Source organism: Blastomonas sp. (genome assembly GCF_030373265.1).
Taxonomy (GTDB): domain Bacteria; phylum Pseudomonadota; class Alphaproteobacteria; order Sphingomonadales; family Sphingomonadaceae; genus Blastomonas.
This window is the reverse complement of the sequence record NZ_JAUCZC010000011.1, coordinates 1-22694: the sequence shown is the minus strand read 5'-3', so window position 1 is coordinate 22694 and position 22694 is coordinate 1. Positions and strand designations below refer to the sequence as shown.

The 22694-nt window shown below is 64.2% G+C and carries 24 protein-coding genes and 1 pseudogene; 8 read left to right on the top strand and 17 right to left on the bottom strand.

The window, feature by feature from the left end; translation table 11 throughout:
• Positions 1 to 7 precede the first annotated feature (7 nt).
• The 3 genes from QUV11_RS08385 to QUV11_RS08375 are packed head-to-tail and all read left to right on the top strand — an operon-like array spanning position 8 to position 4274.
• Positions 8 to 3682: an SDR family oxidoreductase gene (locus QUV11_RS08385; RefSeq protein WP_300881565.1), complete on the top strand. Its 3675-nt coding sequence runs from the start codon at positions 8 to 10 to the stop codon at positions 3680 to 3682.
• Positions 3683 to 3741: 59 nt separating this feature from the next.
• Positions 3742 to 3990 (top strand): type II toxin-antitoxin system ParD family antitoxin, encoded by a 249-nt coding sequence (locus QUV11_RS08380; RefSeq protein WP_300881563.1) that lies wholly within the window; start codon positions 3742 to 3744, stop codon positions 3988 to 3990.
• Entirely contained in the window at positions 3987 to 4274 is a 288-nt protein-coding gene (locus QUV11_RS08375; RefSeq protein WP_300881561.1) for a type II toxin-antitoxin system RelE/ParE family toxin, read from the top strand. Before QUV11_RS08380 ends, QUV11_RS08375 begins: the two co-directional genes overlap by 4 nt.
• 142 nt (positions 4275 to 4416) lie before the next feature.
• Here QUV11_RS08375 and QUV11_RS08370 read toward each other — a convergent pair whose 3' ends face one another.
• From QUV11_RS08370 to QUV11_RS08360, 3 genes are read right to left on the bottom strand one after another with little or no spacing between them, the layout of a single operon-like run.
• Complete coding sequence (locus QUV11_RS08370; RefSeq protein ID WP_300881560.1) at positions 4417 to 5175, bottom strand: M48 family metallopeptidase; 759 nt, start codon at positions 5173 to 5175, stop codon at positions 4417 to 4419.
• Positions 5176 to 5184: 9 nt separating this feature from the next.
• The gene (locus tag QUV11_RS08365; protein ID WP_300881558.1) at positions 5185 to 5622 is read right to left on the bottom strand and encodes a YcgN family cysteine cluster protein; all 438 of its coding nucleotides are present in this window, start codon (positions 5620 to 5622) and stop codon (positions 5185 to 5187) included.
• Complete coding sequence (locus QUV11_RS08360) at positions 5610 to 6209, bottom strand: SCO family protein (protein WP_300881556.1); 600 nt, start codon at positions 6207 to 6209, stop codon at positions 5610 to 5612. The genes QUV11_RS08365 and QUV11_RS08360 overlap by 13 nt, the downstream gene beginning before the upstream one ends.
• A gap of 98 nt (positions 6210 to 6307) precedes the next feature.
• On the opposite strand from QUV11_RS08360, the gene QUV11_RS08355 reads away from it, so the two are divergent.
• Complete coding sequence (locus tag QUV11_RS08355; protein ID WP_300881554.1) at positions 6308 to 6949, top strand: ankyrin repeat domain-containing protein; 642 nt, start codon at positions 6308 to 6310, stop codon at positions 6947 to 6949.
• Positions 6950 to 7030: 81 nt separating this feature from the next.
• On the opposite strand, the gene QUV11_RS08350 is transcribed toward QUV11_RS08355, so the two are convergent.
• The 5 genes from QUV11_RS08350 to QUV11_RS08330 all read right to left on the bottom strand — a co-directional run bounded on the left by QUV11_RS08350 (position 7031) and on the right by QUV11_RS08330 (position 11954).
• Entirely contained in the window at positions 7031 to 7450 is a 420-nt protein-coding gene (locus tag QUV11_RS08350; protein ID WP_300881552.1) for a GFA family protein, read from the bottom strand.
• Positions 7447 to 8091 carry a glutathione S-transferase family protein gene (locus QUV11_RS08345; protein ID WP_300881550.1) on the bottom strand — a complete coding sequence of 215 codons (645 nt, stop codon included), beginning with the start codon at positions 8089 to 8091 and terminating at the stop codon, positions 7447 to 7449. The genes QUV11_RS08350 and QUV11_RS08345 overlap by 4 nt, the downstream gene beginning before the upstream one ends.
• Positions 8092 to 8160: 69 nt before the next feature.
• Entirely contained in the window at positions 8161 to 9393 is a 1233-nt protein-coding gene (locus QUV11_RS08340) for a hypothetical protein (protein WP_300881548.1), read from the bottom strand.
• A 90-nt stretch (positions 9394 to 9483) separates the two neighbouring features.
• A complete protein-coding gene (locus QUV11_RS08335; RefSeq protein WP_300881546.1) occupies positions 9484 to 10674 on the bottom strand; it encodes a hypothetical protein in 1191 nt (396 codons plus the stop codon).
• 107 nt (positions 10675 to 10781) lie between these two features.
• Positions 10782 to 11954, bottom strand: coding sequence for an acyl-CoA dehydrogenase family protein (locus QUV11_RS08330; RefSeq protein WP_300881544.1), 1173 nt, complete (start codon positions 11952 to 11954; stop codon positions 10782 to 10784).
• A 150-nt stretch (positions 11955 to 12104) separates the two neighbouring features.
• Here QUV11_RS08330 and QUV11_RS08325 point away from each other — a divergent pair, with 150 nt between their 5' ends.
• The gene (locus QUV11_RS08325) at positions 12105 to 13370 is read left to right on the top strand and encodes an adenylate/guanylate cyclase domain-containing protein (RefSeq protein WP_300881542.1); all 1266 of its coding nucleotides are present in this window, start codon (positions 12105 to 12107) and stop codon (positions 13368 to 13370) included.
• Here QUV11_RS08325 and QUV11_RS08320 read toward each other — a convergent pair.
• Both QUV11_RS08320 and QUV11_RS08315 read right to left on the bottom strand, forming a co-directional pair.
• A complete protein-coding gene (locus QUV11_RS08320) occupies positions 13351 to 13620 on the bottom strand; it encodes a ribbon-helix-helix domain-containing protein (RefSeq protein ID WP_300881540.1) in 270 nt (89 codons plus the stop codon). The two genes, QUV11_RS08325 and QUV11_RS08320, sit on opposite strands and share 20 nt — an antisense overlap.
• Positions 13617 to 14063 carry a DUF1801 domain-containing protein gene (locus QUV11_RS08315; RefSeq protein WP_300881538.1) on the bottom strand — a complete coding sequence of 149 codons (447 nt, stop codon included), beginning with the start codon at positions 14061 to 14063 and terminating at the stop codon, positions 13617 to 13619. Before QUV11_RS08315 ends, QUV11_RS08320 begins: the two co-directional genes overlap by 4 nt.
• A 236-nt stretch (positions 14064 to 14299) precedes the next feature.
• On the opposite strand from QUV11_RS08315, the gene QUV11_RS08310 reads away from it, so the two are divergent.
• From QUV11_RS08310 to QUV11_RS08300, 3 genes are all read left to right on the top strand, one after another.
• The gene (locus QUV11_RS08310; RefSeq protein ID WP_300881536.1) at positions 14300 to 14872 is read left to right on the top strand and encodes a TMEM165/GDT1 family protein; all 573 of its coding nucleotides are present in this window, start codon (positions 14300 to 14302) and stop codon (positions 14870 to 14872) included.
• A gap of 73 nt (positions 14873 to 14945) precedes the next feature.
• Entirely contained in the window at positions 14946 to 16163 is a 1218-nt protein-coding gene (locus tag QUV11_RS08305; protein WP_300881534.1) for an argininosuccinate synthase, read from the top strand.
• An 8-nt stretch (positions 16164 to 16171) separates the two neighbouring features.
• Positions 16172 to 16627: a DUF3429 domain-containing protein gene (locus QUV11_RS08300; protein ID WP_300881532.1), complete on the top strand. Its 456-nt coding sequence runs from the start codon at positions 16172 to 16174 to the stop codon at positions 16625 to 16627.
• A gap of 895 nt (positions 16628 to 17522) precedes the next feature.
• On the opposite strand, the gene QUV11_RS08295 is transcribed toward QUV11_RS08300, so the two are convergent.
• From QUV11_RS08295 to QUV11_RS08265, 7 genes and pseudogenes are all read right to left on the bottom strand, one after another.
• Positions 17523 to 18299: a CPBP family intramembrane glutamic endopeptidase gene (locus QUV11_RS08295; RefSeq protein ID WP_300881530.1), complete on the bottom strand. Its 777-nt coding sequence runs from the start codon at positions 18297 to 18299 to the stop codon at positions 17523 to 17525.
• A gap of 40 nt (positions 18300 to 18339) precedes the next feature.
• Positions 18340 to 18858, bottom strand: coding sequence for a peptidoglycan-associated lipoprotein Pal (gene pal / locus QUV11_RS08290; protein ID WP_300881528.1), 519 nt, complete (start codon positions 18856 to 18858; stop codon positions 18340 to 18342).
• Between the two features lie 211 nt (positions 18859 to 19069).
• Positions 19070 to 20347, bottom strand: a complete 1278-nt coding sequence (gene tolB / locus QUV11_RS08285) for a Tol-Pal system beta propeller repeat protein TolB (RefSeq protein WP_300881526.1) — start codon at positions 20345 to 20347, stop codon at positions 19070 to 19072.
• A gap of 60 nt (positions 20348 to 20407) precedes the next feature.
• Positions 20408 to 21310: a cell envelope biogenesis protein TolA gene (locus tag QUV11_RS08280; protein WP_300881523.1), complete on the bottom strand. Its 903-nt coding sequence runs from the start codon at positions 21308 to 21310 to the stop codon at positions 20408 to 20410.
• A 34-nt stretch (positions 21311 to 21344) separates the two neighbouring features.
• Complete coding sequence (locus tag QUV11_RS08275) at positions 21345 to 21803, bottom strand: ExbD/TolR family protein (protein ID WP_300881521.1); 459 nt, start codon at positions 21801 to 21803, stop codon at positions 21345 to 21347.
• Positions 21803 to 22504 carry a protein TolQ gene (tolQ, locus tag QUV11_RS08270; RefSeq protein WP_300881519.1) on the bottom strand — a complete coding sequence of 234 codons (702 nt, stop codon included), beginning with the start codon at positions 22502 to 22504 and terminating at the stop codon, positions 21803 to 21805. Before tolQ ends, QUV11_RS08275 begins: the two co-directional genes overlap by 1 nt.
• Positions 22501 to 22694: pseudogene (locus QUV11_RS08265) on the bottom strand (thioesterase); the annotation flags it as partial. The gene tolQ and the pseudogene QUV11_RS08265, both read right to left, overlap by 4 nt.

Here is a 22694-nt window from a genome sequence, read left to right as displayed (position 1 = left end):
TACCGACATGACGAGCAGCAAGAGCAAAGCAACCAAGGGGCCGGAAGCATCGGGGCGCCTGGCGGGCAAGGTGGCATTGGTCACCGGGGCCGCGGGCAATCTGGGCGGCGCGATCATCCGCCGCTTCATCGGCGAGGGTGCAACCCTGGTGATGACCGGACGCACCGCAGAGCGGCTCGAGGCGGCCAAGGCGGCCCTGCTCGCCGAAACCGGGGTCGAAGATGCGCGGGTGTTTACCGTGATCCTCGATGGCGCAGACCCCGATTCGGTCCGTGCTGCGATGGATCAGGTCAAGAGCGCGCTTGGGCGGATCGATGTGCTGATCAACAACGCAGGCTCGGCAGGGCCGCGCCAGACGCTCGAAAACGTGCCGCTGACCCGCGCCGAGATGGAGGCCAATGGCGACACCGAAACCGTCGCCGATGCGATGCGCAACCTCTTGGGCGTCAGCTGGAACCTGACCCGCGCCGCCGCGCCGATCATGCCTGCGGGCGGATCGGTGGTGAACATCTCGACGATCTTCTCGCACACCCGTTATTATGGCCGCACCGCCTATGTCGTCCCCAAGGCGGCGTTGAATGCGCTGAGCCAGGAGCTCGCCAAGGAACTCGGCGCGAACGGAATCCGGGTCAACACCGTGTTCCCCGGTCCGATCGAAAGCGAACGCATCCGCACCGTATTCGCCGCGATGGATTCGCTGCAGGGCGAGGCTGACAACACAACTGCCAACCACTTCATGGGCCGGATGACGCTCGAACGCGCGGTGGGCGGCGCACCCAAGCAGAAGACGCTGCCGGTGCCGGGCGACATTGCCGATGCCTGTCTTTTCCTCGCGAGCGATGAATCCTCTGCGCTCAACGGCAACGAGATCGACGTCACCCACGGCATGCAGGTGCGCAAGGATTCGCGCTCGACCTATATGACCCGCCCGTCGATGCGGTCCTTGGATGGCGCAGGCCTCACCGTGCTGATCGCGGCGGGCGAGCAGTGGGAAGATGCGCTCGAAATGGCCAAGATCCAGGCGGCATGCGGCGCGCGGGTGCTGCTGGGCATGACCCGGCAGGTCGACGTCGCGCAGGCCGAGGCGCGGGTAAAGGCGCAGGGCGCCGAAGAGGGCCTCACCATCATGCGCTTCAACCGCGCCGAGCCCGAAGGCATGGAAGCGGCGATCCGCGCCTATTCGGACGCGCACGGCGCGATCCACAGCGCGATCGTGCTTCCGGTCAAGCCTGCCGACCATTTCGGCGACAGTCTGGTCGCAGCTTCCGATGCCGAGGTCGACGCTTTGATCGATGTCGAGCTGACCGGCACGATTGCCGTTGCCCGCACATTGCGGCGCTACTGGAAGGGTCGCACCGACCTGATGCAGGACCCGCGCTTCGTCTTCATGTCCGCGCCCAGCGACGGCAAGGGCAACAAGGCGGCGAAAGTCCTGACCGCGGCGATCGCGCAGCTGATCACCATCTGGCGCGACGAATCGCGCGTCGACCTCGCGCAAGGCCAGCAGAAGCGTGCCGCCTGGGGCAACCAGATCGTGCGCTATACCAACGAAGAGGACGAGAACACGCGCTTTGCCGCGGGCCATGCGACGCGGATCGTGTTCAAGGAACAGAAGATCACCGAGACCTCTTTGTACCTGCCCGCGAACATCGGCGAGGAAACCGGCGCGCGCAAGGCGATGCTGGGCTTTGCCGAGAACATCACCGGCCTGCATCTGGGCAAGGTCGCTTTGATCACCGGGGGCTCTGCCGGGATCGGCGGTCAGGTGGCGCGGCTGCTCGCGCTGGCAGGGGCCAAGGTGATGATGGTCGCGCGCCGCGCAAGCGAGCTCGAGGCCGCGCGCGAACGCATCGTCGGCGAGTTGCAGGATGTCGGCTTTTCGGGCGTCGAGCGGCGGATCAAGTTCATCGCCGATGTCGATGTCAGCGATTTCGCTGCACTGCGCAAGGCGGCCGACGCGACGATGGAAGAGTTCGGGCGGATCGATTATCTGATCAACAACGCCGGGGTCGCGGGCGCCGAGGACATGGTCATCGACATGCCGCTCGACACGTGGCGCTGGACGTTGGACGCAAACCTTATCAGCAACTATCTGTTGATGCATTATGTCGTGCCGATCATGAAGAAACAGGGATCGGGCTATATCCTCAACGTTTCGAGCTATTTCGGCGGCGAGAAGTTTCTCGCGGTCGCCTATCCCAACCGCGCCGATTATGCTGTTTCCAAGGCTGGGCAGCGCGCGATGGTCGAAAGTTTCTCGCGCTTCCTCGGCCCCGAAATCCAGGTCAATGCGATCGCGCCGGGCCCGGTCGATGGCGACCGGCTCTCGGGCACCGGCGGCAAGCCCGGGCTGTTCCTGCGGCGCGCAAGGCTGATCCTCGAGAACAAGCGGCTGAACGCGGTCTATGCCGCCGTTGTCGAGTCGATCCGCGAGGGCGCCGAGGTGACGCACGTGCTCGGAAGGCTGGCGCGCAACGATACCGGCTATCTCAGCCACGACCGTTCGACCCCCGATCCGCTGCGGCTGCTGTGCCTCGAGCTGGCGCGCGAGGGCGACGGTATCTGCACCTGGGATCGCTATCTGCTGACCCCCGATATCGCAGGTCGCCTGCTCGCGCGGCTGCGCTCGGCGGGCTATCTGCTGCAGGACGCCGATTGGCAGGCGCGCAGCGGAACCTCTGAAGGTCTCACCGGGTGGCTGATGGTCACCCCGCCCGACGACATGCCCTACCTTCCGCAGGACCGGATCGGCAAGGAGGCCGACAAGGTCGGGCGCGGCGTGCTGTCGCAGCTGCATCTGGGCGCGATGCCCAAGGAAAGCGAAGTCGCGCAGGCGACCGTCTTCTACCTCGCCGATCGCGCGGTCAGCGGCGAGACGTTCATGCCCTCAGGGGGCCTCAGCGTCGAACGATCGTACACCGAGCGCGAGATGTTCGGCAGCCCCAAGCAGGAGCGGCTCGAGCAGATGAAGGGCAAGACGGTGTGGGTGATCGGCGAGCATCTGGCCGATTACATCGCCGAAACCGCCAACCATCTGATCGGTAGCCTTGGCGTGGCGCGGATGGTCCTGCTGACCCGCAGCGAGGCGGGCGGCGCGGGCGTGCTCGCACTGCTGGACCAGGAGGTAGCCGACAAGATGACCGTTCGCGTTTGCGGTGCAGATGTGGAATCGGCGATGGACGCGGCACTCACCGATTTCGGACGGCCCACCACAGTGGTCTCGACCCCGATGGCAGGCCTTCCCGACCGTCTGTTCGACGACGGCGCGATGCTTGAGCCCGAGGAGTTCCGCGCGTTGTGCGAGGAAAACCTCACCCAGCATTTCCGTGTCGCGCGCAAGGCCTCGCTCTACGATGGCTGCCAGTTGGTGCTGGTCTCGCCCGACGTTCCGTTCGGCCAGAGCGGCCCGGCGTTCGCGCTCGCCAACTTCGTCAAGACGACGCTGCACGCCTTCACCGCGACATTGGCGGTGGAGAACGAGCGGCTGGTGCACGACGTGCCGACCAACCAGATCAACCTCACCCGCCGCATCCGCTCCGAAGAGCCGCGCAACGCGGTCGAGCATCAGGAGGAGCTCAAGCGCTTTGCCCGCGCGGTGCTGCTGGTCGGTGCCCCGCTCCCCGACGCCCAGGATTCGCGGTATCGCGCGCGGATCTACAGGGGGACGTCGATGACGGTGTGATTGTATTGTAATACTTTTTGGTATAAATCTGCTTTCATCAGCAGGATGCAGGGACGGCTATGGCTCGCAATACGTCAGTCACCATTGGAGATCACTTCTCTGGGTTTATCGCCGAACAGGTTGGCACCGGTCGCTATGGTTCAGCGAGCGATGTCGTTCGTGCGGGTTTGCGATTACTCGAAGAGCACGAGGCAAAGGTCCGCGCGTTGCAAGATGCATTGATCGTCGGCGAACAGTCGGGTGAACCTGGTCCGTTGGACTTTGAGGCGCTGATGGCGCGCAAGCGGGCGGAGTTTGCAGGCAAGTGAAGGCGCTGGTCTTCTCGCCGCAAGCAGAAGCCGATATCGAAGCAATCTGGGACTGTAGCGCCGCCAATTGGGGGCTGGACCAAGCGGATCGTTATACCAAGGACATCCGCGCAAGCTGCGCCGCGCTGGCCAGTGGTAGCAAGCAAGGAAGGCCGGTGGATGTCAGGCCGGGCTATTCCAAAAGACAAACCGGATCACACATCCTCTATTTTCGCGATACTGAGGCCGCAATCATCATTGTTCGTGTGCTGCATGGCGCGCAAGACGTGGAACGATATTTGTAGCCCGATTGTGGCGTTCAAACGGTCGAAGCGCAACGTCCCTCGACTGCGCTCCGGAACTCGGTGATGTTGTAGAGGGGGCGCATACGCAGTTTCCGTCTGTCCCGAGCGAAGTCGAGGGACGTGCGCGCAGTCGTTCGCGAGCTTAGCCCCCACCCACCAGATACAGCCCGCGGCCATGCGCCTTGAGCCAGTGGTCGGCGGTCTTGCGGTCGCCTTCGAACAGGGTGTCGAGCCACGCGTAGAAATCCGCGCTGTGGTTCATGTGACGCAAATGGGCGACTTCGTGCGCGACCACCGAGCGGCGGACTGCGTCCGGGGCCATCACCAGCCGCCAGTTGATGCGGATCGTGCCATTGGCCGAGCAGCTGCCCCAGCGACGCGCGGCGTTGCTGACCGCGAGGGCCGGCACCGGGGTGCAGGCGCGCGCGCAGTAATCGGCAAGGTCCGCGGCGCACAGGCGTTTGGCTTCGGACTTGAGCCAGCGGGTGAGCCGCGGTTCGACCATGTCGCGCGCGCCGCCCAGCCGGATGGCGCCGTCTGCCGCCGCCACCTTGCGCCCATGGCGTGCATCCCATTCGATCCGGTGCGGGGTGCCGAGAAACGGAATGACCGCATCGGGCGCGATGGCGATGTGCGCGCCTGCCTTGGCAAAGCTGGCCTCGATCCAGTCTGCCTGGGTGCGGGCAAAGGCAATCGCTTCGCCCAGCCGGGCATGGCCAGGTAACGTGATCAGCAGCGCACCCTTGGACGGATCGGTGCGCAGTCTTATGTTGCGCGCGCGGGCATGCCGCCGGATGACCAATGCATAATCGCGCTCGCCGATCGTCAATCGCCCCGGCGCGTCGGACACGGCCGGAACGGGTTTGCGCATGAGAAAGCGGGCGAGGGGGGATCGGGCCACGGCTCGCCCTTACAGTTCCGCGTCAAGGATATGGTTCTCGATCGGCCCGGCGTGCACCTCGGATATCACCTTTCCGATCACCGAATGGCCACCCGCGTGCATCGCCGCTGCGCTGCCGGTCAGCAGATGATGCCAATCGGGCAGCGGCAGGCCTTGCGCGCGCAGATTATAGGCGCAGGTCGAGGGCAGCCAGCTGATCGTTGCGACATTGCTGCGGGTCAGCCTGAGGCAATCGGGCACCAGCGCGCGGCGGTGGCGGTAATCTGCGCATTGCGCAGTGCGCGTGTCGAGCAGACGGCAGGAAACATTGGTGGGATGGATGCGGCCGGTATCCTCATCCTCCACCTTGTGCAGGCAGCATTTGCCACAGCCATCGCACAAAGCCTCCCACTGGGCCCGATCAAGGCTGGCCAGAGGTTGTTCCCAAAACCGGTTTACGCTGTCCATTTGTCGATTTCGGCGGCGATCTGCTCTGGGGTCCCGTCATAGGGCAGCAGCGCGATCGGCTCACCCTTCGGCCCCATCAGATAGGCCTGGCGGCTATGATCGACGAGGTAGCCAGCCGCATCCTCCCCTTCGGGCTTTTGCGCCTGGTACATGACGAGATACGCATCGGCGACGGTCTTGATCTGCTCGGGCGTGCCCGTCAGGCCGATCAGGCGCGGGTGAAAGGCGCTGACATACTGCTTGAGCACCTGCGGTGTGTCCCGCTCGGGATCGATGGTAATGAAGATCGGCTGGATGGCCTTGGCGCGTTCGGGCTGCTGCTTTTCAAACAGCGCGAAACCCTGAGACACCTTCTGCAGATCGATCGGGCAGACATCGGGGCAATAGCTGTAGCCGAAATAGATGATGCGGTGCTTGCCGGCAAAATCGGTGTCGCGGACTGTTTTGCCGTCCTGATTGGTGAGTTCGAATGCGCCGCCGATGCGCGCACCTTCGAGCGGCGCCTCGGGCTTGGGGGAAGCGCCCGAGCACGCGGCGAGCGCCGACGAGAGGGCGAAAGCGAAAATGAATGCGGGGGTTTTGTTCATGACAGGTTTGTCTCTGCTCTGCTATGCATCGGCTTTCAAGGGGGATTGGCGGGTCGAACGCCCATTGGCCGCATCCCCGGTGCAAGTTTTCAAGGACGATGCAACCTGTGACAGCCCGTTTCAACACCCTGACCCGCCTGTGGATTGCCGCCATTGCAGCGCTCGCCATGCTGATTCCCGCTGCGGCCAATGCCCAGTTTTCCGAAAGCTACAACTTCCTCAAAGCGGTGCGCGATCGCGATGGCGACAAGGCGACATCGATGCTGAACGAACCGGGCAGCACCGTGGTCAACACCAAGGACATCAGCACGGGCGAGACCGCACTGCACATCGTGACCGCGCGGCGTGACCTGACCTGGATGGGCTTTCTGCTCCAGCGCGGAGCCAACCCCAATGCGCGCGACAAGAACGGTGTCACACCGTTGATGCTGGCGACCACGCTGCGCTTTGCCGATGGCGCGCAGACGCTGCTCGAGCGCAAGGCGAGGGTGGACGACACCAACAATTCCGGTGAAACCGCCCTGATCCGCGCGGTGCAGCTGCGCGATCTTGCGCTGGTGCGGCTGTTGTTGAGGGAGGGTGCCAATCCGGACAAGCAGGATACCATCGCCGGCCAGTCCGCGCGCGATTATGCCAAGAGCGATTTTCGCAATCCGCAAATCCTCGACGCGATGACCTCCAACGACAAGGAGCGCACGGGCAGCAAGACCTCTCCGAAGGTGTTCGGCCCGACGGGCTGAGCTTCTCTAAATCCTCCCCAGCCTCGATTGCCGAGGACCAATAGAAATCCTCCCCGAGGCAAGCTCGGGGAGAATTGGGTGTCAGAACTCAGGATAACGATCGAACCGCGGCAGCTCATGCGCGGTCTTCATCCAGCCGATTTCTTCAGCCGCCTGGATGTGCGCCATGGCGGGAAAGACCTGCGGATCGTCGAAGGCCGCGGTCTGGATATCGACCAGCCCGGGAAGCACCACCTCGTTGACGTAGAACAGCCCGGTGCCGCACTGCGGGCAGAAACTGCGCTCGGCATGTTCTGACGAGCGATAGACGGCGGGCGAGCCCTTGATGAGGCGAAAGGTGGAGCTTGCGACGGCGGTCCAGCCGACGACCGGGGCACCGGCGCAGCGGCGGCAGTCGCTGCAGTGACACAAAGCGGTGCGCGGTGCTCCGTCGCCATCGCTGGCGCTTTCGATCGCAAAGCGCACCGCGCCGCAATGGCATCCGCCCTCGGCGCGGATCATGCCGGCGCCCCTTGCGTCTCGGCAGCCTTGGCGGCGGCGATCAGGTCGTTGTCGATCGCCTTGGCCCGGATATAGGCCGGACGCAGGCGCAGCCTTTCAGCGTAAGCAACAAACGCGGGCAGGGCGGGCAACGTCCCGAAAGCCTGGCCCCAATCGACCTGAGCGCCGACATAGACGTCTGCTGCGGTGAAACGGTCGCCGCAGATATACTCGCGGCCTTCCATCCAGGCGGCAAGCGTTTCGGCTGCAAGCTGATAGCTGCCGTACCCCAGCATCGCCTGCTTGTCCTCGGGAGCCTCCCACCCCATCGCATGGTTGATGATCGCCTGTTCGAGCGGGCCTGCGCCGAAGAACATCCAGCGATAATAATCCGCCCGCTCGTGCGGCTGCGGGGCGAGCCCTGAGTCAGCGAACGCCTCGGCGACATAGGCGCAGATCGCGGCGCATTCGGTCACCACCTTGTCCTTGTGGACGATCGCCGGAACCTTGCCCATCGGGTTGATGGCGCGATAGGCCTCGCCCTTCATTTCCGGCCCATACTGGACAAGCCGCTCCTCATAGGCGACGCCAGCTTCCTCGAGCATCCAGCGGACGATCTGTCCGCGCGACATGGGGTTGGTATAGAAAATCAGGCTGGTCATGCATCGTCCCCTCAATCCGACTCGGCTTATAGCTGGAACATAGCATGAACGACGGGCTCCGCCAATCCGTCAGCAGCCGTCTCCGGTCACCGCACCGAGCAGGCCGCCAAGGCCGCCCTTGCACTTCTTTTTGCGCTTGGGCTGCTCGGCCTCGTCCGCGCCACTCATCATGGCGCCCATGTCCGGCCCGTTCAGCAGCCACATCGAGTTGGACCGATAGCGCACCCGGGCGGTCCATTCGGGCTTCCACGGAGTTCGCGCATTGGCCGGGCGCGGCGGATAGGCAAAGTTGGCCTCGGGCCCATAGGCATACAGATTGCCCAATGCGAAGTCGCCGCCCGCTGCGGTGACCTCGGCCGGCACCGTGCAACTGGTCTGCGATGGCGGCATCACGACCTGCTGCTGGATCAGCCTGGCCACCTGCGCAGGCGCGATCCAGTCCCACAAGGCCCCGCCGAACTGGCGCGTCGCAGACGACGACCACCACACCATGTCCTGGAACTCGCCCTTGTTGTTGGCTTTGGCGCTCATCACCCAGGCATAATAGCCGGTAGCGCTGGCAACCGTGTTCCAGCTGATCTGGGTCGCGCCGCCCGGCGCCGCGGTGGCCTTGCCGGTGATCGCGGGCATGAAATCCTGCGCCAGCGCGAACTTGATCTCGGGCGAATAATTGCCCGCGATGCGATGGTCGCCGATCAGCGAGCTGTCCGCGCTCACCATCTTGCGGGTGTCGCGATTGGGCCATTCGCCATAGGTCTTGGCGTTGCCGATGCTGACCGAGCGATCGATCGGCACGGACCCTGAAAACAGATCGGGAGGAACCTGACCGGCAGCAAGCCTGGCGAAATCGATCACCACCGGCTGGCCCGGCCCTGCCTTGGCGCCGCAGCCCCAATAGATCAGCAGACGGCCCTTGGGGCGCTGAAAGTCTTTGGGCATCTGATCGGGGACGTCGTCGGTGCGGGTACCGGGCTTGGGCGTCAGCAGCGGGACCGAGGCGCCAAGCTTGGCGGCCGGCGGCAGAAAGTGGTCGGCCTTGGGCGCGCCTGTCGGTGCATTCGACGATCCGAGCCGCAGCACCAGTTCATGCGCCTTTTTGGTGCCGCCGCCCCCGAACATCATCGAGAGCCCGCCGCCGATGCCGCCGCCCATCGCGGCCAGGCCGGTGACGGTGCCGACATCCATGTCGTAGCGCGCGATCGGGGTGGCGGCCTGCTGACTGCTGACCGGGCCGGAGATGAGAATGGAACAGGCGGCTAGCGACGCACACTGCGCGACGCGGCGGATGACCGGATTGGGCACGGGCAGGCTCCTCAACAAACCAACACGCTGACGATTCGCGTATTAGCATGAACCGGTAGCTGTGTGGAGCGCGCGATGCAGTGCTGCGCGTCACTCTGCCGATCGGGGTGGAGACGTCGGCGCCATCAGCCGATCGCTGTGCTGCCTGGCAAGCTTGTTGATGATGTCGGGAACAAACATCTCGCCGAAGCCTGCGATGAACGCGGTGGCGATCATCTTGTAGAAGTTGACCCGTCCGGCAAGCCCTAGCGCGATTGCGACCCTATCAGCCCACAATGTGCAGCTTTGCGCTGCCGACTGGCAGGATAGCGGAGCGGCCATGGTCTCGGGGCGCTGCGGTGGAGCAGCAGGCGGCGCGACCGGGCCATCGCCCGAACCGGCGTCTTCGCCCAGCGCCGGTCCTTCGGCACCGCCCGCTACCGGGGGGCCTTCTGCGTCGCTGCCTTGGGCAGTGCGATCATCGATGGGCAGGGGGTCCTGCGCGGGTTCGCGTTCGTCGTCGTCAATCGCGTCGGGCAGCGCGAGATCGATCATGTCGGCCACCACCAGGATATAGAGGAACAGCGCAAACACCCCGCCGATGGCGATAGACATCAGCACGCTCAGCCAGCCGATGCGCAACCCGATCAGCTCGAAAATGCCGTCTTCGTTCATCGCATCGCGTGCCGTCGCCTTTTGCAGGCGACGGGTGATCGAGATCATAGCGCCGACCATCCCGGCGAGGATGATCGCGGTAAGCCCCTCGCGCGCCAGGTCTTCGGTGTTGCCCACGATGAGCCACGCGCCCGCGAGAATCGTGGCGGCAGCAAAGAACAGGATGAACATCAGTCGCTTGATCGAGCTTTCGCGTTCCAGATTGCACAGATAGTTCGCGTGAATGGTGTCGAGCAGGATGCGCGCCCGCTGGCGCAGAACGTCGGGGGCGAGCGTATCGACATTTGCTGGTGCGAAACTGCGATCAAACGAGGCGACCACGCTGGTCGGCAATACACGTCTGAACCGATCCTCGATCGTCCAGTATCGCGCCTGCAGCGCGGCAAACGGGATGAGCTGGATCAGCGCGAGCTCGATCTGGAACAGCTGGCCCAGCGTCGCCTTCTTGTTCTCGAGCGGGTCAAGCTCGTCGAAATCGCGCTTAAGCCTGTCGAGCTCTTCTCTCTTCGCCTGCCGCTCGGCCGGGTCCATGCCCGGTTCGAGGTTCCAGGCATAGCCATCGAAATTGTCGCGCATCGATTCGTAGTAGATTCTCGAAATCGACGCTTCTTCCTGAAACAGCCGCATGATCGCTCTCCCCCGCTAGCGGGGAGTTAACCGTCGATCCGCGTTCGGTTGCCAGCACAAGCCGCGCCATTACGGTGCCCTGCGCGGGGATTTTGCTCCGTTCCGGATCATTTACCTCCGAACAGCTGCCGTCCCGCCAGATCGAGCATGATCTCCTCCGATCCGCCGCCGATCGCGTTGACGCGGACCTCGCGGTAGATGCGCTCGACCTTCGATCCGGTGATGTAGCTGGCCCCGCCCAGGACCTGCGCTGCCTCGCGCGCGACGATCTCGAGCATCTGCGTCGCCTGCACCTTGAGCATCGCGAAATCGGCGGGCTGGTCGCGGCCGTTCTCGACCGCCCAGGCGCATTGGTCGACCCACGCCTGGGTGGCGGCGATCCGCCGCGCCATGTCGGCCAGCTTGATGCGGATCGACTGATGACGGACCAGCGCCTTGCCGAAGGTCTCGCGGGTCTGCGCCCATTCGACCGCCTCTTTCAGGCACACCCGCGCGAACGAACAGCAGCCCATCGCCATGCCCAGCCGCTCGGCATTGAAGTTGCGCATGATGCCGATAAAACCGCCGTTCTCCGGTCCGATCAGGTTCTCGGCGGGGACGCGCACGTCCTGCAGATAGATCGCCGCGGTGTCCGAACAGCGCCAGCCCATCTTGTCGAGCCGGGTGCGGGTGACGCCCGGCGCATCCATGTCGATCAGCAGCAGCGATATGCCGCCGGCGCCTGTGCCCCCGGTGCGCACCGCGCAGGTCAGCCAGTCGGCGCGCATCCCCGATGTGATGAACATCTTCGATCCGTTGACGACATAATGGTCGCCCACCCGCTCGGCGCGGGTCTTGAGATTGGCGACATCCGATCCGCCCGAGGGCTCGGTGATGCCCAGCGCGATGATTTTCGCGCCTGCCAGCACCGGCGGTGCGACCCTTTGCTTGAGCTCCTCGCTGCCCAGCGCCAGCACCGGCGGCAGGCCGATACCGTGGGTCATCAGCGATGCCGTCAGCCCGCCCGCGCCCACCGCCGCCAGCTCCTCGGTCTGGGTCAGTCCGTGAAAGATGTCGAATCCTTGCGAATGGCCGCCATATTCCTCGGGATAGCGCAGGCCCAGAATGCCGGCCTCGGCCGCCTTGCGGTGCAGATCGCGCGGCAGTTCGCCGCCTGCCTCCCATTGATCGATGAACGGCGCGATCTCGCGCGCGACAAAACGGCGGACCGATTGTGCCAGCGCCTCGTGGCTGTCGTCGTAAAAAGGCGAACGCGCGCGCCAGTCGTCGAAATCGGTCATCAGCCATCCTCTTGTGGTTTTGCTATAAGGGCTGGGGCGGCGTTACCGGTTTGTCAATTCTCCGGTGATAGTATGCTATGAGGTTGGCCCAGCTATCCGACGAGGGGCAAGATGCAGCAGGATCAGAGTCCGCCCGGTGCGGCACAAACGATGAGCGGTCGTTTTGTCGATGCAGCGATCGAGCGCCGGTTCGTCACCGGTGAGCGCCTTGCCCGTGTGGTGCATATGCGGCTGTTCGCGGCCTTTCTGGCGACGATGCTGATCGGCTATGCGCTGGTCAATCCCCTGTATTTCAGCCGCGACGACGAGTTGCGCTTCACCCTGCTGCTGATACCCGCGCTGGCCATATTGGCAGGCTATGCCGCAGCGACAGCCTGGCGCGGCTATGCCAGCCGTCCGATGATCGATTTCGCCTGCCTGCTGGGCGTCGCCTTTCTGATCATGGCCGAAAACGCCTTGCTGTTCGAGGAAATGCAGCGCGCGCAGGTGCAGCTGCACGCCTCGATCGCGATCAACGGGCTGATCGTGATGGCCTTCGCCGCCATCGCCTTTGCCGGTCAGGTACGCTGGTTTGCGGCGTGGCTTGCCTGCCACGCGGCGGTCTATTTCGGGATCATGGTGGTGACCGAGGCGGATATTGTCCCGCTGATTTATGCAACGCTGGCCTATGTCACCAGCGCGGCGGTCATGGTGCTGCTCAACTGGTCGGTGGGCCAGGCGCACCGGCAGAGCTTCATCCTGTCCGACGCGCTGGAAGCCGAGCGCGCCAAGACCGAGGAGCTGCTGTTCAACGTGCTGCCGCCCGCGGTCGCAGCGCGGCTCAAGGCAGGGCAGGTGGTGGCGGACAGCTATCCCGATGTCTCGGTGGTGTTCATCGATATCTGCGGCTTTTCGGACCTGTCGCGGCGAATCTCGCCCGGCCATCTGGTCGATCTGCTCAACGGCTTCTTCCTGCTGGCGGACAAGTGCGCCGCCGATACGGGCGTGGAGAAGGTCAAGACCATCGGCGATGCGTATCTGGCGATCAGCGGCGGCAACAACCCGGCGGTCAACAGCGCCGATGCCGCGATCCGCTTTGGCGAGGCGGTGATCGCGGGGTTGCCCGATCTGCGGACTTCCACCGGTATCGATCTGCACATCCGCGTCGGCATCCACACCGGGCCGGTGGTCGGCGGGGTGATCGGCGAGACGCGGATGGCCTATGACTATTGGGGCGAGACGATGAACATCGCCAGCCGCATCGAGGGCGCGGCCAAGCCCGACGGCATTGCGGTTTCCGAAACCACCTGGATGCGCGGCCGCGGTGACCGGCATTTCGAATTGCCGCAGGTGCTGACGCTGAAGGGCGTCGGCGACATGCCGGTCTACCGTTTGGCCGACAAGCCCACGGCGGAGATCATCCGTCTGGTGAGCTGACCTGCCGACCGCTCAGCAGATCGTGCACCAGCCACAATCTGATCGCGCTTGCCAGATTGGGGGGATCGTCCGCCTCGATCCGCTCGACATCGATCCGCGCCACCAGCGCGTTGAGCGGCAGCGCGCGCGTTTCTGCCGCTGCCCTCAGCATGTCCCAGAACAATGGTTCCAGGCTGATCGAGGTCAGGTGTCCGGCAATCTGGATGCTGCGCTTGACCGGGCCGCGATAGAGGTCATCGGGCGTGATCACTTGGGCGGGTAAATCCGGTTCATTTCGGCCAGGTCGTGCGCGATCAGCGCTTCCAGAACACCGATGTCGATCTGGTCCAGCCGGGTGACATGGAGGCAGGTCTTGTCCATCTTGTGCTTGCCAAGCTTTGCCAGCAGAGCGTCCCGCTGTGCGGCGACCGCTTCATCGTCATAGCCTGCCATCAGATAGAGGCTGTGCTTGCCCTTGCGCGGCGAGAAGCTGGACCGCGCCGATGTGCCAGTGCGTCCGCTGGGATAGGCATAGATATATTCGCCAAAGCCGATGATGCCGGCCCCCCACATCCTGGGAGGCGCGCCGGTCACGCGCTGGTACAGCGCCAGCAGTTGCAGCGCCTCGTCACGCCGCCGGTCGGGCTCAAGCGCCGCGATATAATCCGTCACATCGGCATAGGTCGCCACCGTCTTGTTGGCTGCATCCGCCATCTTGCATCCCCCATGATCAACGTCTAAACACTATCACGTCTGATGGGGAGTAGCCAACCGGTGCGATGCACTGGTCCACGCGTCAACATACTTGGTCGAGAGGCCATGGCGCGCGGGTTTCCGGGATATCCCGGCTTCCGGCAAGACCGATGACACCTGAACCTTTTGTCCGGCCGGGCAGGGGTGAACGGTGCCATTGTGTTTTGCCTTTTGCCCGGCCCTGAAAGTCTCGTCGTATGGAAGCCTTTCTCGCATCGCTGTCGCTGGTTGCGCTCGCCGAAATGGGCGACAAGACGCAATTGCTCGCGATCCTGCTCGCTGCCCGGATGCGTAAACCCGTCCCGATCATCGCCGGAATCCTCGTGGCGACGCTCGCCAACCATTTTCTCGCAGCATTGCTCGGCCAGCAGGTTGCGGGTCTGATCGACAGCCCCGCGTTTCGCTATGCGATCGCCGCAGGCTTCGTCGGCATGGCGCTGTGGGCGTTGATCCCCGACAAGTTCAGCGAAGACGATGCACCCAGGGAGCGCAGCGCAGGCGTGTTCGTCACCACGCTGATCGCGTTCTTCCTCGTCGAAATGGGCGACAAGACCCAGGTCGCGACCGTCGCGATGGGGGCGCATTACCAGAACGTGCTCGCGGTGACTGCGGGCACCACCTTGGGGATGATGATCGCCAATGTGCCCGCGGTTTTGCTGGGCCACAGGATCGAGCGCATCCTGCCGATCCGCGCCTTGCAGATCGGCGCGGCGCTGCTGTTTGCCGCGCTGGGCCTATGGGTCGCCGCGCAGACCGCAGGCTGGGTTTGATCAACCCTTGCTCCGACCCCGGCGCGCTGATAGGCGGCGCGCAAACACCCTTTCTTGCAGAAAGTCCGCATCCATGACTCAATCCGTAAACCGCGTCGTTCTGGCCTTTTCGGGCGGGCTGGATACCAGCGTCATCCTCAAATGGCTGCAGCAGACCTATAACTGCGAGGTCGTGACCTTCACCGCCGATCTCGGCCAGGGCGAGGAACTCGAGCCCGCGCGCGCCAAGGCGCAGATGATGGGCGTGAAGCCTGAGCACATCTTCATCGACGATCTGCGCGAAGAGTTCGTCAAGGATTACGTCTTCCCGATGATGCGCGCCAACGCGGTGTATGAAGGCACCTATCTTCTCGGCACCTCGATCGCGCGGCCGCTGATCGCCAAGCGTCAGATCGAGATCGCCAAGATGGTCGGCGCCGACGCGGTCAGCCATGGCGCGACCGGCAAGGGCAACGACCAGGTGCGCTTCGAGCTCGGCTATTATGCGCTCGACCCGGACGTCAAGGTGATCGCGCCGTGGCGCGAGTGGGACCTGACCAGCCGCACCAGGCTGATCGAGTTCGCCGAGACGCACCAGATCCCGGTGAGCAAGGACAAGCGCGGCGAAGCACCGTTCTCGACCGATGCGAACATGCTGCACACCTCGTCCGAGGGCAAGGTGCTCGAAGATCCGTGGGACGAGGTCCCCGACTACGTCTATTCGCGCACCAACCACCCCGAGGACGCGCCCGACACGCCCGAGTACATCACGATCGATTTCGAACGCGGTGACGGCGTGGCGATCAACGGCGAAGGGATGAGCCCTGCAACCTTGCTCGAAAAGCTCAACGAGTACGGCAAGACCCACGGCATCGGCAGGCTCGATCTGGTCGAGAACCGCTTCGTCGGCATGAAGTCGCGCGGCATGTACGAAACGCCCGGCGGGACGATCTATCACATCGCGCACCGCGGCATCGAGCAGCTGACGCTCGATCGTGGTGCTGCGCACCTCAAGGACGAACTCGCGCCGCGCTATGCCGAACTGATCTACAACGGCCTGTGGTTCAGCCCCGAGCGCGAAATGCTGCAGGCGGCGATCGACCACAGCCAGAGCCATGTCACCGGCACTGTCCGGCTCAAGCTCTACAAGGGCAACGCCTGGGTCGTCGGCCGCAAGTCGCCCTTCTCGCTGTACAGCGAGAAGGTGGTGACGTTCGAGGACGATGCCGGCGCCTATGACCAGAAGGACGCGGAAGGCTTCATCAAGCTCAACGCGTTGCGGCTGCGGCTGCTGGGCCGCCGGGGGGTCTGAAGGCGCTTATGGAGCAGGCCGGGGGCACGAACCGCACACTGATGCAGGTGCTGACCTATGCGGGTGCGTTGCCGTTCCTCGCGGGGGCTTCGTGCCACATCACCGGCTATGGCGATGTCAACGCGGCCAACCTGACCTGCTACTGGGCGTTCACCATCCTGATGTTCATGGCAGGCACCCTCTGGGGCATTCAGGTGGTCGCCCCGCAGAAGGTGAACCCCAATCTGCTGATCGCCAGCAACGTCGTGGTGCTCGCCACCTGGACGGCCTTGTGGTTCGTGCCGTTCAACGAGGCTGCGTTGCTTTTCGCGATCGGCTTCGGCGTGCTGCTGTGGCTCGATCGCCGCGCGGTCGAGGCCGGGGCGACCGATGCTGCCTATGGCACGATGCGAACCAGGGTCACGGCGTTCGTGGTTGCCTGCCTGGTGCTGATCGCGGTGGTGCCGATGGGGACGATCGGCTGATCGACAGACGTTAAGCGCGAATCGCCCGATCTTGCACTCGGTCCAAATCCTGTTTGTTACGCGCGCATGAAACAAACCATCTGCCCGACATTAATCCATTGTTGTCCACTCTTTTATCCACAGCGAACCTGCGCGCGCTGTGGATAAGTCGCGCGTTTTCACTGGCTGCGACTCGGATGTCATGACACCTTTGTGAGGTCGGAAAGACAGACGGAAAGCGGACTGAAGACCGGAAAAAGCATTGAAATACAGCGATGTAGATCAAGCTTCGAAGATCGGAGGGTACGCCCGCCGGGCGAGCCAGCGATGGCAAACCGGGCGCGAGAGACGGCCGGTGTTATGCACAGGCCAGACATAGGCGGGTCAAGCCGCCCGGCAGCAGCGATGCTGCAGGGATGGGCGCTCCACCGAAGGTCCGAATGGAAAGCCGATGATCGGCAGGCAGGCAAGATGCGGGTCGCAAGACCCGGATGGAGCAGTCCGCCGGTGCGATGCCCCAGGCCTTGCGAAATGCGGGTCAGGACAGACGGTTAACGCGCATGGCTCTTCGGAGCGATGCGCCGGGCCGGATGACCGGACACGGATCAGCGAGACGGGGTGTCAGGCAGAGCGCGGACCCGGGTCCAACGGTCTTCGGACCAACTGGAACCGGGCCTCGCGCGAAGCCGGACGCTTGGGAAGGGTTTTTTCAGGTCGACGAGGCAGGCGCAGCAATGCAAATGTCGCGGCCGCAAGCCCGAACCGGACACGTCAGCTCCACCGCTCGCGGCGCAGCAGACGAACCACACAGAGGCGGGCAACCGCTTCAGGGCTTCGGAAAACGGCCTTGATAACCAGACCAGGCGCAGTGGGGGCCGACAGCAATGTCGGCCCCCGTTTTGCGTTTGGTGCAACTCTATCGTTCAGCTCCGTGATACAGCGTGACGAAATTGATTGTATCGACAATGCCGTGGACCAGCACGATGGGCCAGAGGTTGCGCTTCAGGACGAGATAAGCAGTCCCGAAAGCAATGCCGATCGCTGCGGTGGTGATGAATCCGCGCAGTCCCTGGTAATAGGCATGGCCAAGTCCGAACAGCAGGGCCGGAACAAGGACAGCCCACACCGACGCGAGCGGAAGTCCGCTGCACAGCGCCTGTGTCCGACCGATCAGAAAGCCCCGGAAGAACATCTCCTCGCCAAACGCAGCCGCCGTCCAGACGATGCCCAGCCACAAAATCAGCATGGGCAAATTGCCCCTCACGTCGCCCCAACGGTCATCGACGCCTTGGGGTATCTCTTTCATGAATGCCCAGCCAAGCACGTCTGCGGCAAACAGAATGCCCGCGACCGCTGCGGCAAAAAAGCCGAACACCAGCAAAGCCTTGGGCAATATCATCAGCTTGGCCTTGGCGCCGACGAGCGGGATCAATCCAAAGGCGGACCAGCCTTCGCCGCGGCGACGCAGATAGATCGTCAGGTAAGCCAGAGTCGCCACGAGCGAGACCGGCCCGGCATAGCGCCAGAACAATGGGTCGAAGGCGATGCGCAGCACCAGCGCCAGTCCGCCAAACACGGCCAATTCCATCGCCGCCCTTCGGCGTTCAATCGTGGCGGTCATGATGGAGACTCCTGCGCGCGAATGTGACGTGACACTGGCGCTAGCAGGAACGAAAAAGGGCCAGCCGAACATTCGGCCAGCCCCTCTTTCTCATCGACGAACGCTTGTTAGATCAGTCGATCGTCACCGTCACCGCGCGGCGGTTCTGAGCCCAGGAGCTTTCGTCCGAACCCATCGCGGCGGGGCGTTCCTTGCCGTAGCTGACGACGCGCAGGCGCTGCTCGCTGACGCCCAGCGACACCAGATAGTTCTTCGCGGCGTTCGCGCGGCGTTCGCCCAACGCGATGTTGTAATCGCGGGTGCCGCGTTCGTCGGCATGCCCCTCGATGATCGCCTGCTTGTTGGGATACTGGGCCAGCCACTGGGCCTGGCTCTGCAGCGTGATCTGATCGTCGGCATCGACATTGTAGCGGTCGAGGTCGAACAGGATGCGGTCGGAGCGGACCTTGGCGACGAAATCGGCCTGGCTGCCGGGCACCGCGACGTTGCCGACGTTCGAGTTGTCCTGCCCCATCGAGTTGTCCACGGCCGGACCGGGCGCGGGAGGAAGCTCAGGCGGAGCCTTTTTGGCGCACGCGCCCAATGCGATGACGGCGGTGGCCAGGACAAGCGTGTTGCGGACAGTTCTCATCGAGCGTCTCCTTCTGGTATTGCGGGTCAGGGCCGCCGGACGGTTCCGGTCTTGGCGCCCTTCCCGTTGGGGAAATGACAGTAGGTGGCGGGGACAGGCCCAGCCCGTGATGACAGTACAACCCGTAACTGCGACGAACCGTGACTCGCTTTGCCGCCAAGGTAAACCCCCTTGCCGCAAATTCCGTGATGCAGCGCAGGTTTTGCACGTGTCATGGCAGGATCGGACCCCAGGACGGGTCGGAGCCGTCGACCGGAGTCGGCAGGCGACGTTCGTTGGAGCCGGTCAGATCGACCTGCCACACGGTCGAGCTCACCGCGCCACGTCCGGTGCGGAAGAACTGGATCACACGGCCATTCGGAGCCCAGGTCGGCGCCTCGTCCTGCCAGCTGTTGGTCAGCAGCCGCTCCCCACCACCCGACGGGCTCATTACGCCGATGCGGAAATTGCCCTGCATCTTGGTGAAGGCGATCAGGTCACCGCGTGGGCTCCATTCGGGCGTGGCATAGCGACCGCCGCCAAAACTGATCCGACGCTGGTTGCTGCCATCGGCGTTCATGACATACAGCTGCTGGCCGCCGCCGCGATCGCTTTCGAACACGATCTGGCTGCCATCGGGCGAGAAGCTGCCGCCGACATCGATGCCGGGGCCATCGGTGAGCCGGACCGGGGTGCCGCCCTCGACCGGGATCTTGTAGATGTCGGTGTTGCCGCCAATCGCCATCGAATAGAGCAGATAGCGGCCATCGGGCGACCAGCGCGGCGCGAAAGTGGGGTTGCGGCTCTGGGTCACCAGTCGCTGACGCCCTGTGCCGACGTCATAGACATAAATCCGCGGGTTGCCGTCGAGATAGCTCAGATAGGCAATCTGCTTGTAATCCGGCGAGAAGCGCGGGGTCAGTGCGGTCGACTGGCCATTGGTGATGAAGCGGTGGTTGGCGCCGTCCGAATCCATGATCGCGAGGCGCTTGGTGCGGTTACCCTTGGGTCCGGTCTCGGCGATATAGGCGATGCGGCTGTCGAAGAACGGGCTTTCGCCCGAGAGCCGCGAATAGATCGCATCGGCGCATTTGTGCGCTGCGCGGCGCCAGTCCGCCGGTTCGACGACAAAGCCCTGCCGGGTGAGCTCGCTGCCCAGAGCGACATCATACAGATAGCAGCCGACGGTGATCTTGCCGTCGCCGTTGGCGCGGATGAAGCCCTGGATCAGCGCGGCAGCGTTGCGGCCCTGCCAGTACGGAAAGGTCGGCGCAGTCACCTCGTCTACCGTGATCTGCTTGACCGCGCTGCGCCCAATCGGCTTGAACAGACCCGAGCGGTCGAGGTCAGAGGCGATGACATCGCTGATCCGGTTGCCCAGATCCGCGGTGGTGCCGGCCAGCGTGGTCTGGCTCTGCGGGGTGGGCAGCGCAGGGACCGCGATGATCAGGTCGGCATTGCCTGCATTGTCGACGTCCACCGCCAGCTGGGCGTGGGCGGGGGTGGTCATGAGGGTAAGACCAGTGGTTATCACGAGGCCGAGTTTGGTGAGCGAGGTCATTCGCATGGTTTACAATCCCAAATAGAAAGTTGGTTCGATGGTCTGCCACTCGGAATAAAACTGCGGCGGAAATTTGAATGGCGCGGCGCGGCGGACGGCGGCGATCGCGCGCTCCTTGTGCAGTCCTTCCTGCGCGCGGTTGCTGGAGGTTACCCCGGTGGTCGTCGCGCTGGGGGAGCCGACGATATTGCCCGACTCGTCGAGCCGTACCGTAACCTTGGTGCGCAACTGGTCGGCATCGGCGCCGGTGGGCGGTACCCAGTGCGGCTTGACCTGACGCAGCAACTCGCGCTGCAGCGACGCCACCACTGCGGGTCCGGCGACGGAGGCCGGCGGGGTCTGCGAGCGGCTGGTCGAGGCCTTGTCGGTTACGCCTTCGAGGAAATCCTTGCCGATGCGCGGCGCGCGCGGTGCCTTGGCGGCAGGCTGGGCAGCCGGACGGTCGGGGCGACGGCGATCGGAGGTGTCGGCGGGCGCGGCGGGCTTGGGCTTTTCCGCAGCCTTGGGTTGGGGCTTGGCCGGCGGCGGCGGGGTGCTGCGCGCGGGCTTGGGCACCGGCGCGGGCCTGGGACGCTCGGCAGCCTTGGGCTTGGGCGGGGAGGGGCGCTCGACCGCCCGGGGTGCGGGTGGCTCGGGACGCTTCACTGCAGGGGCAGGCGTGGGCTCGGGCTCGGGCGCCGGTTGGGCCTTCTCGATCTCGGGCGCAAGCTCGGGCGCGGTCGCGGTCGCAGCCTCCTGGGACGGGCTGGGCGCGGTCGAGACCAGCCCAACCTCGTCGGTCAGCTGCACCGAAATCGGCTCGGTCGGCATCTTGAGTTCGCTGCGGCTCGCGATCCCAAGCGACAGCACGCCGAACAAGGCGACATGCGCGACGACCGCGACCGATAATCCAAGGCGCTCGCTCTTCTCCATCTGTGTGACTGCTAACCTTTCGTGGCAGACGTGCCTATGGGCGTTCTGATGAACCCGTGGTGACCAGGGATACGCGGTTCAGCCCGGCGCGGTTCAATTCGCCCATCACCAGCATCACCTTGCCGTAATCGAGCGATCGGTCGGCGCGCAGCATCACCTGCGGCGCCGTGCCATCATCCTCGCCGCGTTCGGAACGGATCGCCTCGAGCGCGGCCGGCAGGTCGGCCATCGCCACCTGAGCATCGTCGATGAACGGCTGGCCCTCGGCATCGAGGGAAATCTGCACCGGCTCCTTTTCCTGCTCCAGCGCCGCGGCACGGCTGTCGGGCAGGTCGATGGGGACGCCCGCCACCAGCAGCGGCGCGGTGACCATGAAGATAATCAGCAGCACCAGCATCACGTCGACGAACGGGGTGACGTTGATTTCGGCGATCGGCGCGCGCGAACGGCCCCGCCGTCCGCCCCCGCCCGAGGGGCCGAGCGACATCGCCATCAGATCGGATCCTTTTCAAGCTCACGGCTGAGCTCGCCGTGGAACGCGTCGGAAAAGCGGAACAGCCGTCCCTCGAGCTTGTTCAGCCGGTGCGAGAAGCGGTTGTAGGCGATGACCGCCGGAATCGCGGCGAACAGCCCGATGGCGGTGGCGAAGAGGGCTTCGGCAATTCCGGGGGCAACGACCGCGAGCGAACTGTTCTGCTCGGCGGCAATGGCAGTAAAGCTGCGCATGATCCCCCATACGGTCCCGAACAGGCCGACGAACGGCGCCACCGAGCCGACCGTAGCCAAGAAATTCAGCCGGTCCGCCAGCGTGTCGATCTCGTGTCCGACGGTCGAATGCATCGCGGTGGCGAGGCGCTGGCGGGCGCCGTCGCGATCGGTGATCCGGCCCTTGGTGGTGCGCCGCCACTCTGCGACGCCCGATGCCAGCACCCGCGCACTGGGCAGCTTTTCATGCCCCCGCGCCTTGTAGAACGCGTCGATATCGCCCGCCTTCCAGAAATCCTGCTCGAAAGCGCTGTTCTCGCGGACGGTCTTCCCGATCTTCAGCGCAAAGCTGATAATGATCGTCCACGTCCAGATGCTGGCCAAGGCAAGCCCGATCATCACCGCCTTGACGACGAGATCGGCCTCCAGGAACAGCTTGAGCGGCGACAGGGTGACGGCATCGGGAGATATGCCCATGGTATCGATCATATCGGGGGTCTGTCTTTCTGGTCGGAATGGAGAATGCGGGAATAGGCGTCCATCCATGCGCGCGGTTGACGGATAGGGCGCCCATCGGAATTGATAAAGGCTGCGGTAACCTCTGCTTCCAAAAGTGTCTCGACTGAATCGGTGACAGATTGGCCGCGTCGGATGACTCGTTGATGAATGATGCAGGCTG

Bases quoted from the DNA above. Each gene is read 5' to 3' on its own strand.
- QUV11_RS08385 (WP_300881565.1), top strand. From the start codon at position 8: ATGACGAGCAGCAAGAGCAAAGCAACCAAGGGGCCGGAAGCATCGGGG.
- QUV11_RS08380 (WP_300881563.1), top strand. From the start codon at position 3,742: ATGGCTCGCAATACGTCAGTCACCATTGGAGATCACTTCTCTGGGTTT.
- QUV11_RS08365 (WP_300881558.1), bottom strand. From the start codon at position 5,622: ATGGACAGCGTAAACCGGTTTTGGGAACAACCTCTGGCCAGCCTTGAT.
- QUV11_RS08360 (WP_300881556.1), bottom strand. From the start codon at position 6,209: ATGAACAAAACCCCCGCATTCATTTTCGCTTTCGCCCTCTCGTCGGCG.
- QUV11_RS08355 (WP_300881554.1), top strand. From the start codon at position 6,308: ATGCAACCTGTGACAGCCCGTTTCAACACCCTGACCCGCCTGTGGATT.
- QUV11_RS08350 (WP_300881552.1), bottom strand. From the start codon at position 7,450: ATGATCCGCGCCGAGGGCGGATGCCATTGCGGCGCGGTGCGCTTTGCG.
- QUV11_RS08345 (WP_300881550.1), bottom strand. From the start codon at position 8,091: ATGACCAGCCTGATTTTCTATACCAACCCCATGTCGCGCGGACAGATC.
- QUV11_RS08335 (WP_300881546.1), bottom strand. From the start codon at position 10,674: ATGCGGCTGTTTCAGGAAGAAGCGTCGATTTCGAGAATCTACTACGAA.
- QUV11_RS08330 (WP_300881544.1), bottom strand. From the start codon at position 11,954: ATGACCGATTTCGACGACTGGCGCGCGCGTTCGCCTTTTTACGACGAC.
- QUV11_RS08325 (WP_300881542.1), top strand. From the start codon at position 12,105: ATGAGCGGTCGTTTTGTCGATGCAGCGATCGAGCGCCGGTTCGTCACC.
- QUV11_RS08315 (WP_300881538.1), bottom strand. From the start codon at position 14,063: ATGGCGGATGCAGCCAACAAGACGGTGGCGACCTATGCCGATGTGACG.
- QUV11_RS08310 (WP_300881536.1), top strand. From the start codon at position 14,300: ATGGAAGCCTTTCTCGCATCGCTGTCGCTGGTTGCGCTCGCCGAAATG.
- QUV11_RS08305 (WP_300881534.1), top strand. From the start codon at position 14,946: ATGACTCAATCCGTAAACCGCGTCGTTCTGGCCTTTTCGGGCGGGCTG.
- QUV11_RS08300 (WP_300881532.1), top strand. From the start codon at position 16,172: ATGGAGCAGGCCGGGGGCACGAACCGCACACTGATGCAGGTGCTGACC.
- QUV11_RS08295 (WP_300881530.1), bottom strand. From the start codon at position 18,299: ATGTTCGGCTGGCCCTTTTTCGTTCCTGCTAGCGCCAGTGTCACGTCA.
- pal (WP_300881528.1), bottom strand. From the start codon at position 18,858: ATGAGAACTGTCCGCAACACGCTTGTCCTGGCCACCGCCGTCATCGCA.
- tolB (WP_300881526.1), bottom strand. From the start codon at position 20,347: ATGACCACCCCCGCCCACGCCCAGCTGGCGGTGGACGTCGACAATGCA.
- QUV11_RS08280 (WP_300881523.1), bottom strand. From the start codon at position 21,310: ATGGAGAAGAGCGAGCGCCTTGGATTATCGGTCGCGGTCGTCGCGCAT.
- QUV11_RS08275 (WP_300881521.1), bottom strand. From the start codon at position 21,803: ATGGCGATGTCGCTCGGCCCCTCGGGCGGGGGCGGACGGCGGGGCCGT.
- tolQ (WP_300881519.1), bottom strand. From the start codon at position 22,504: ATGATCGATACCATGGGCATATCTCCCGATGCCGTCACCCTGTCGCCG.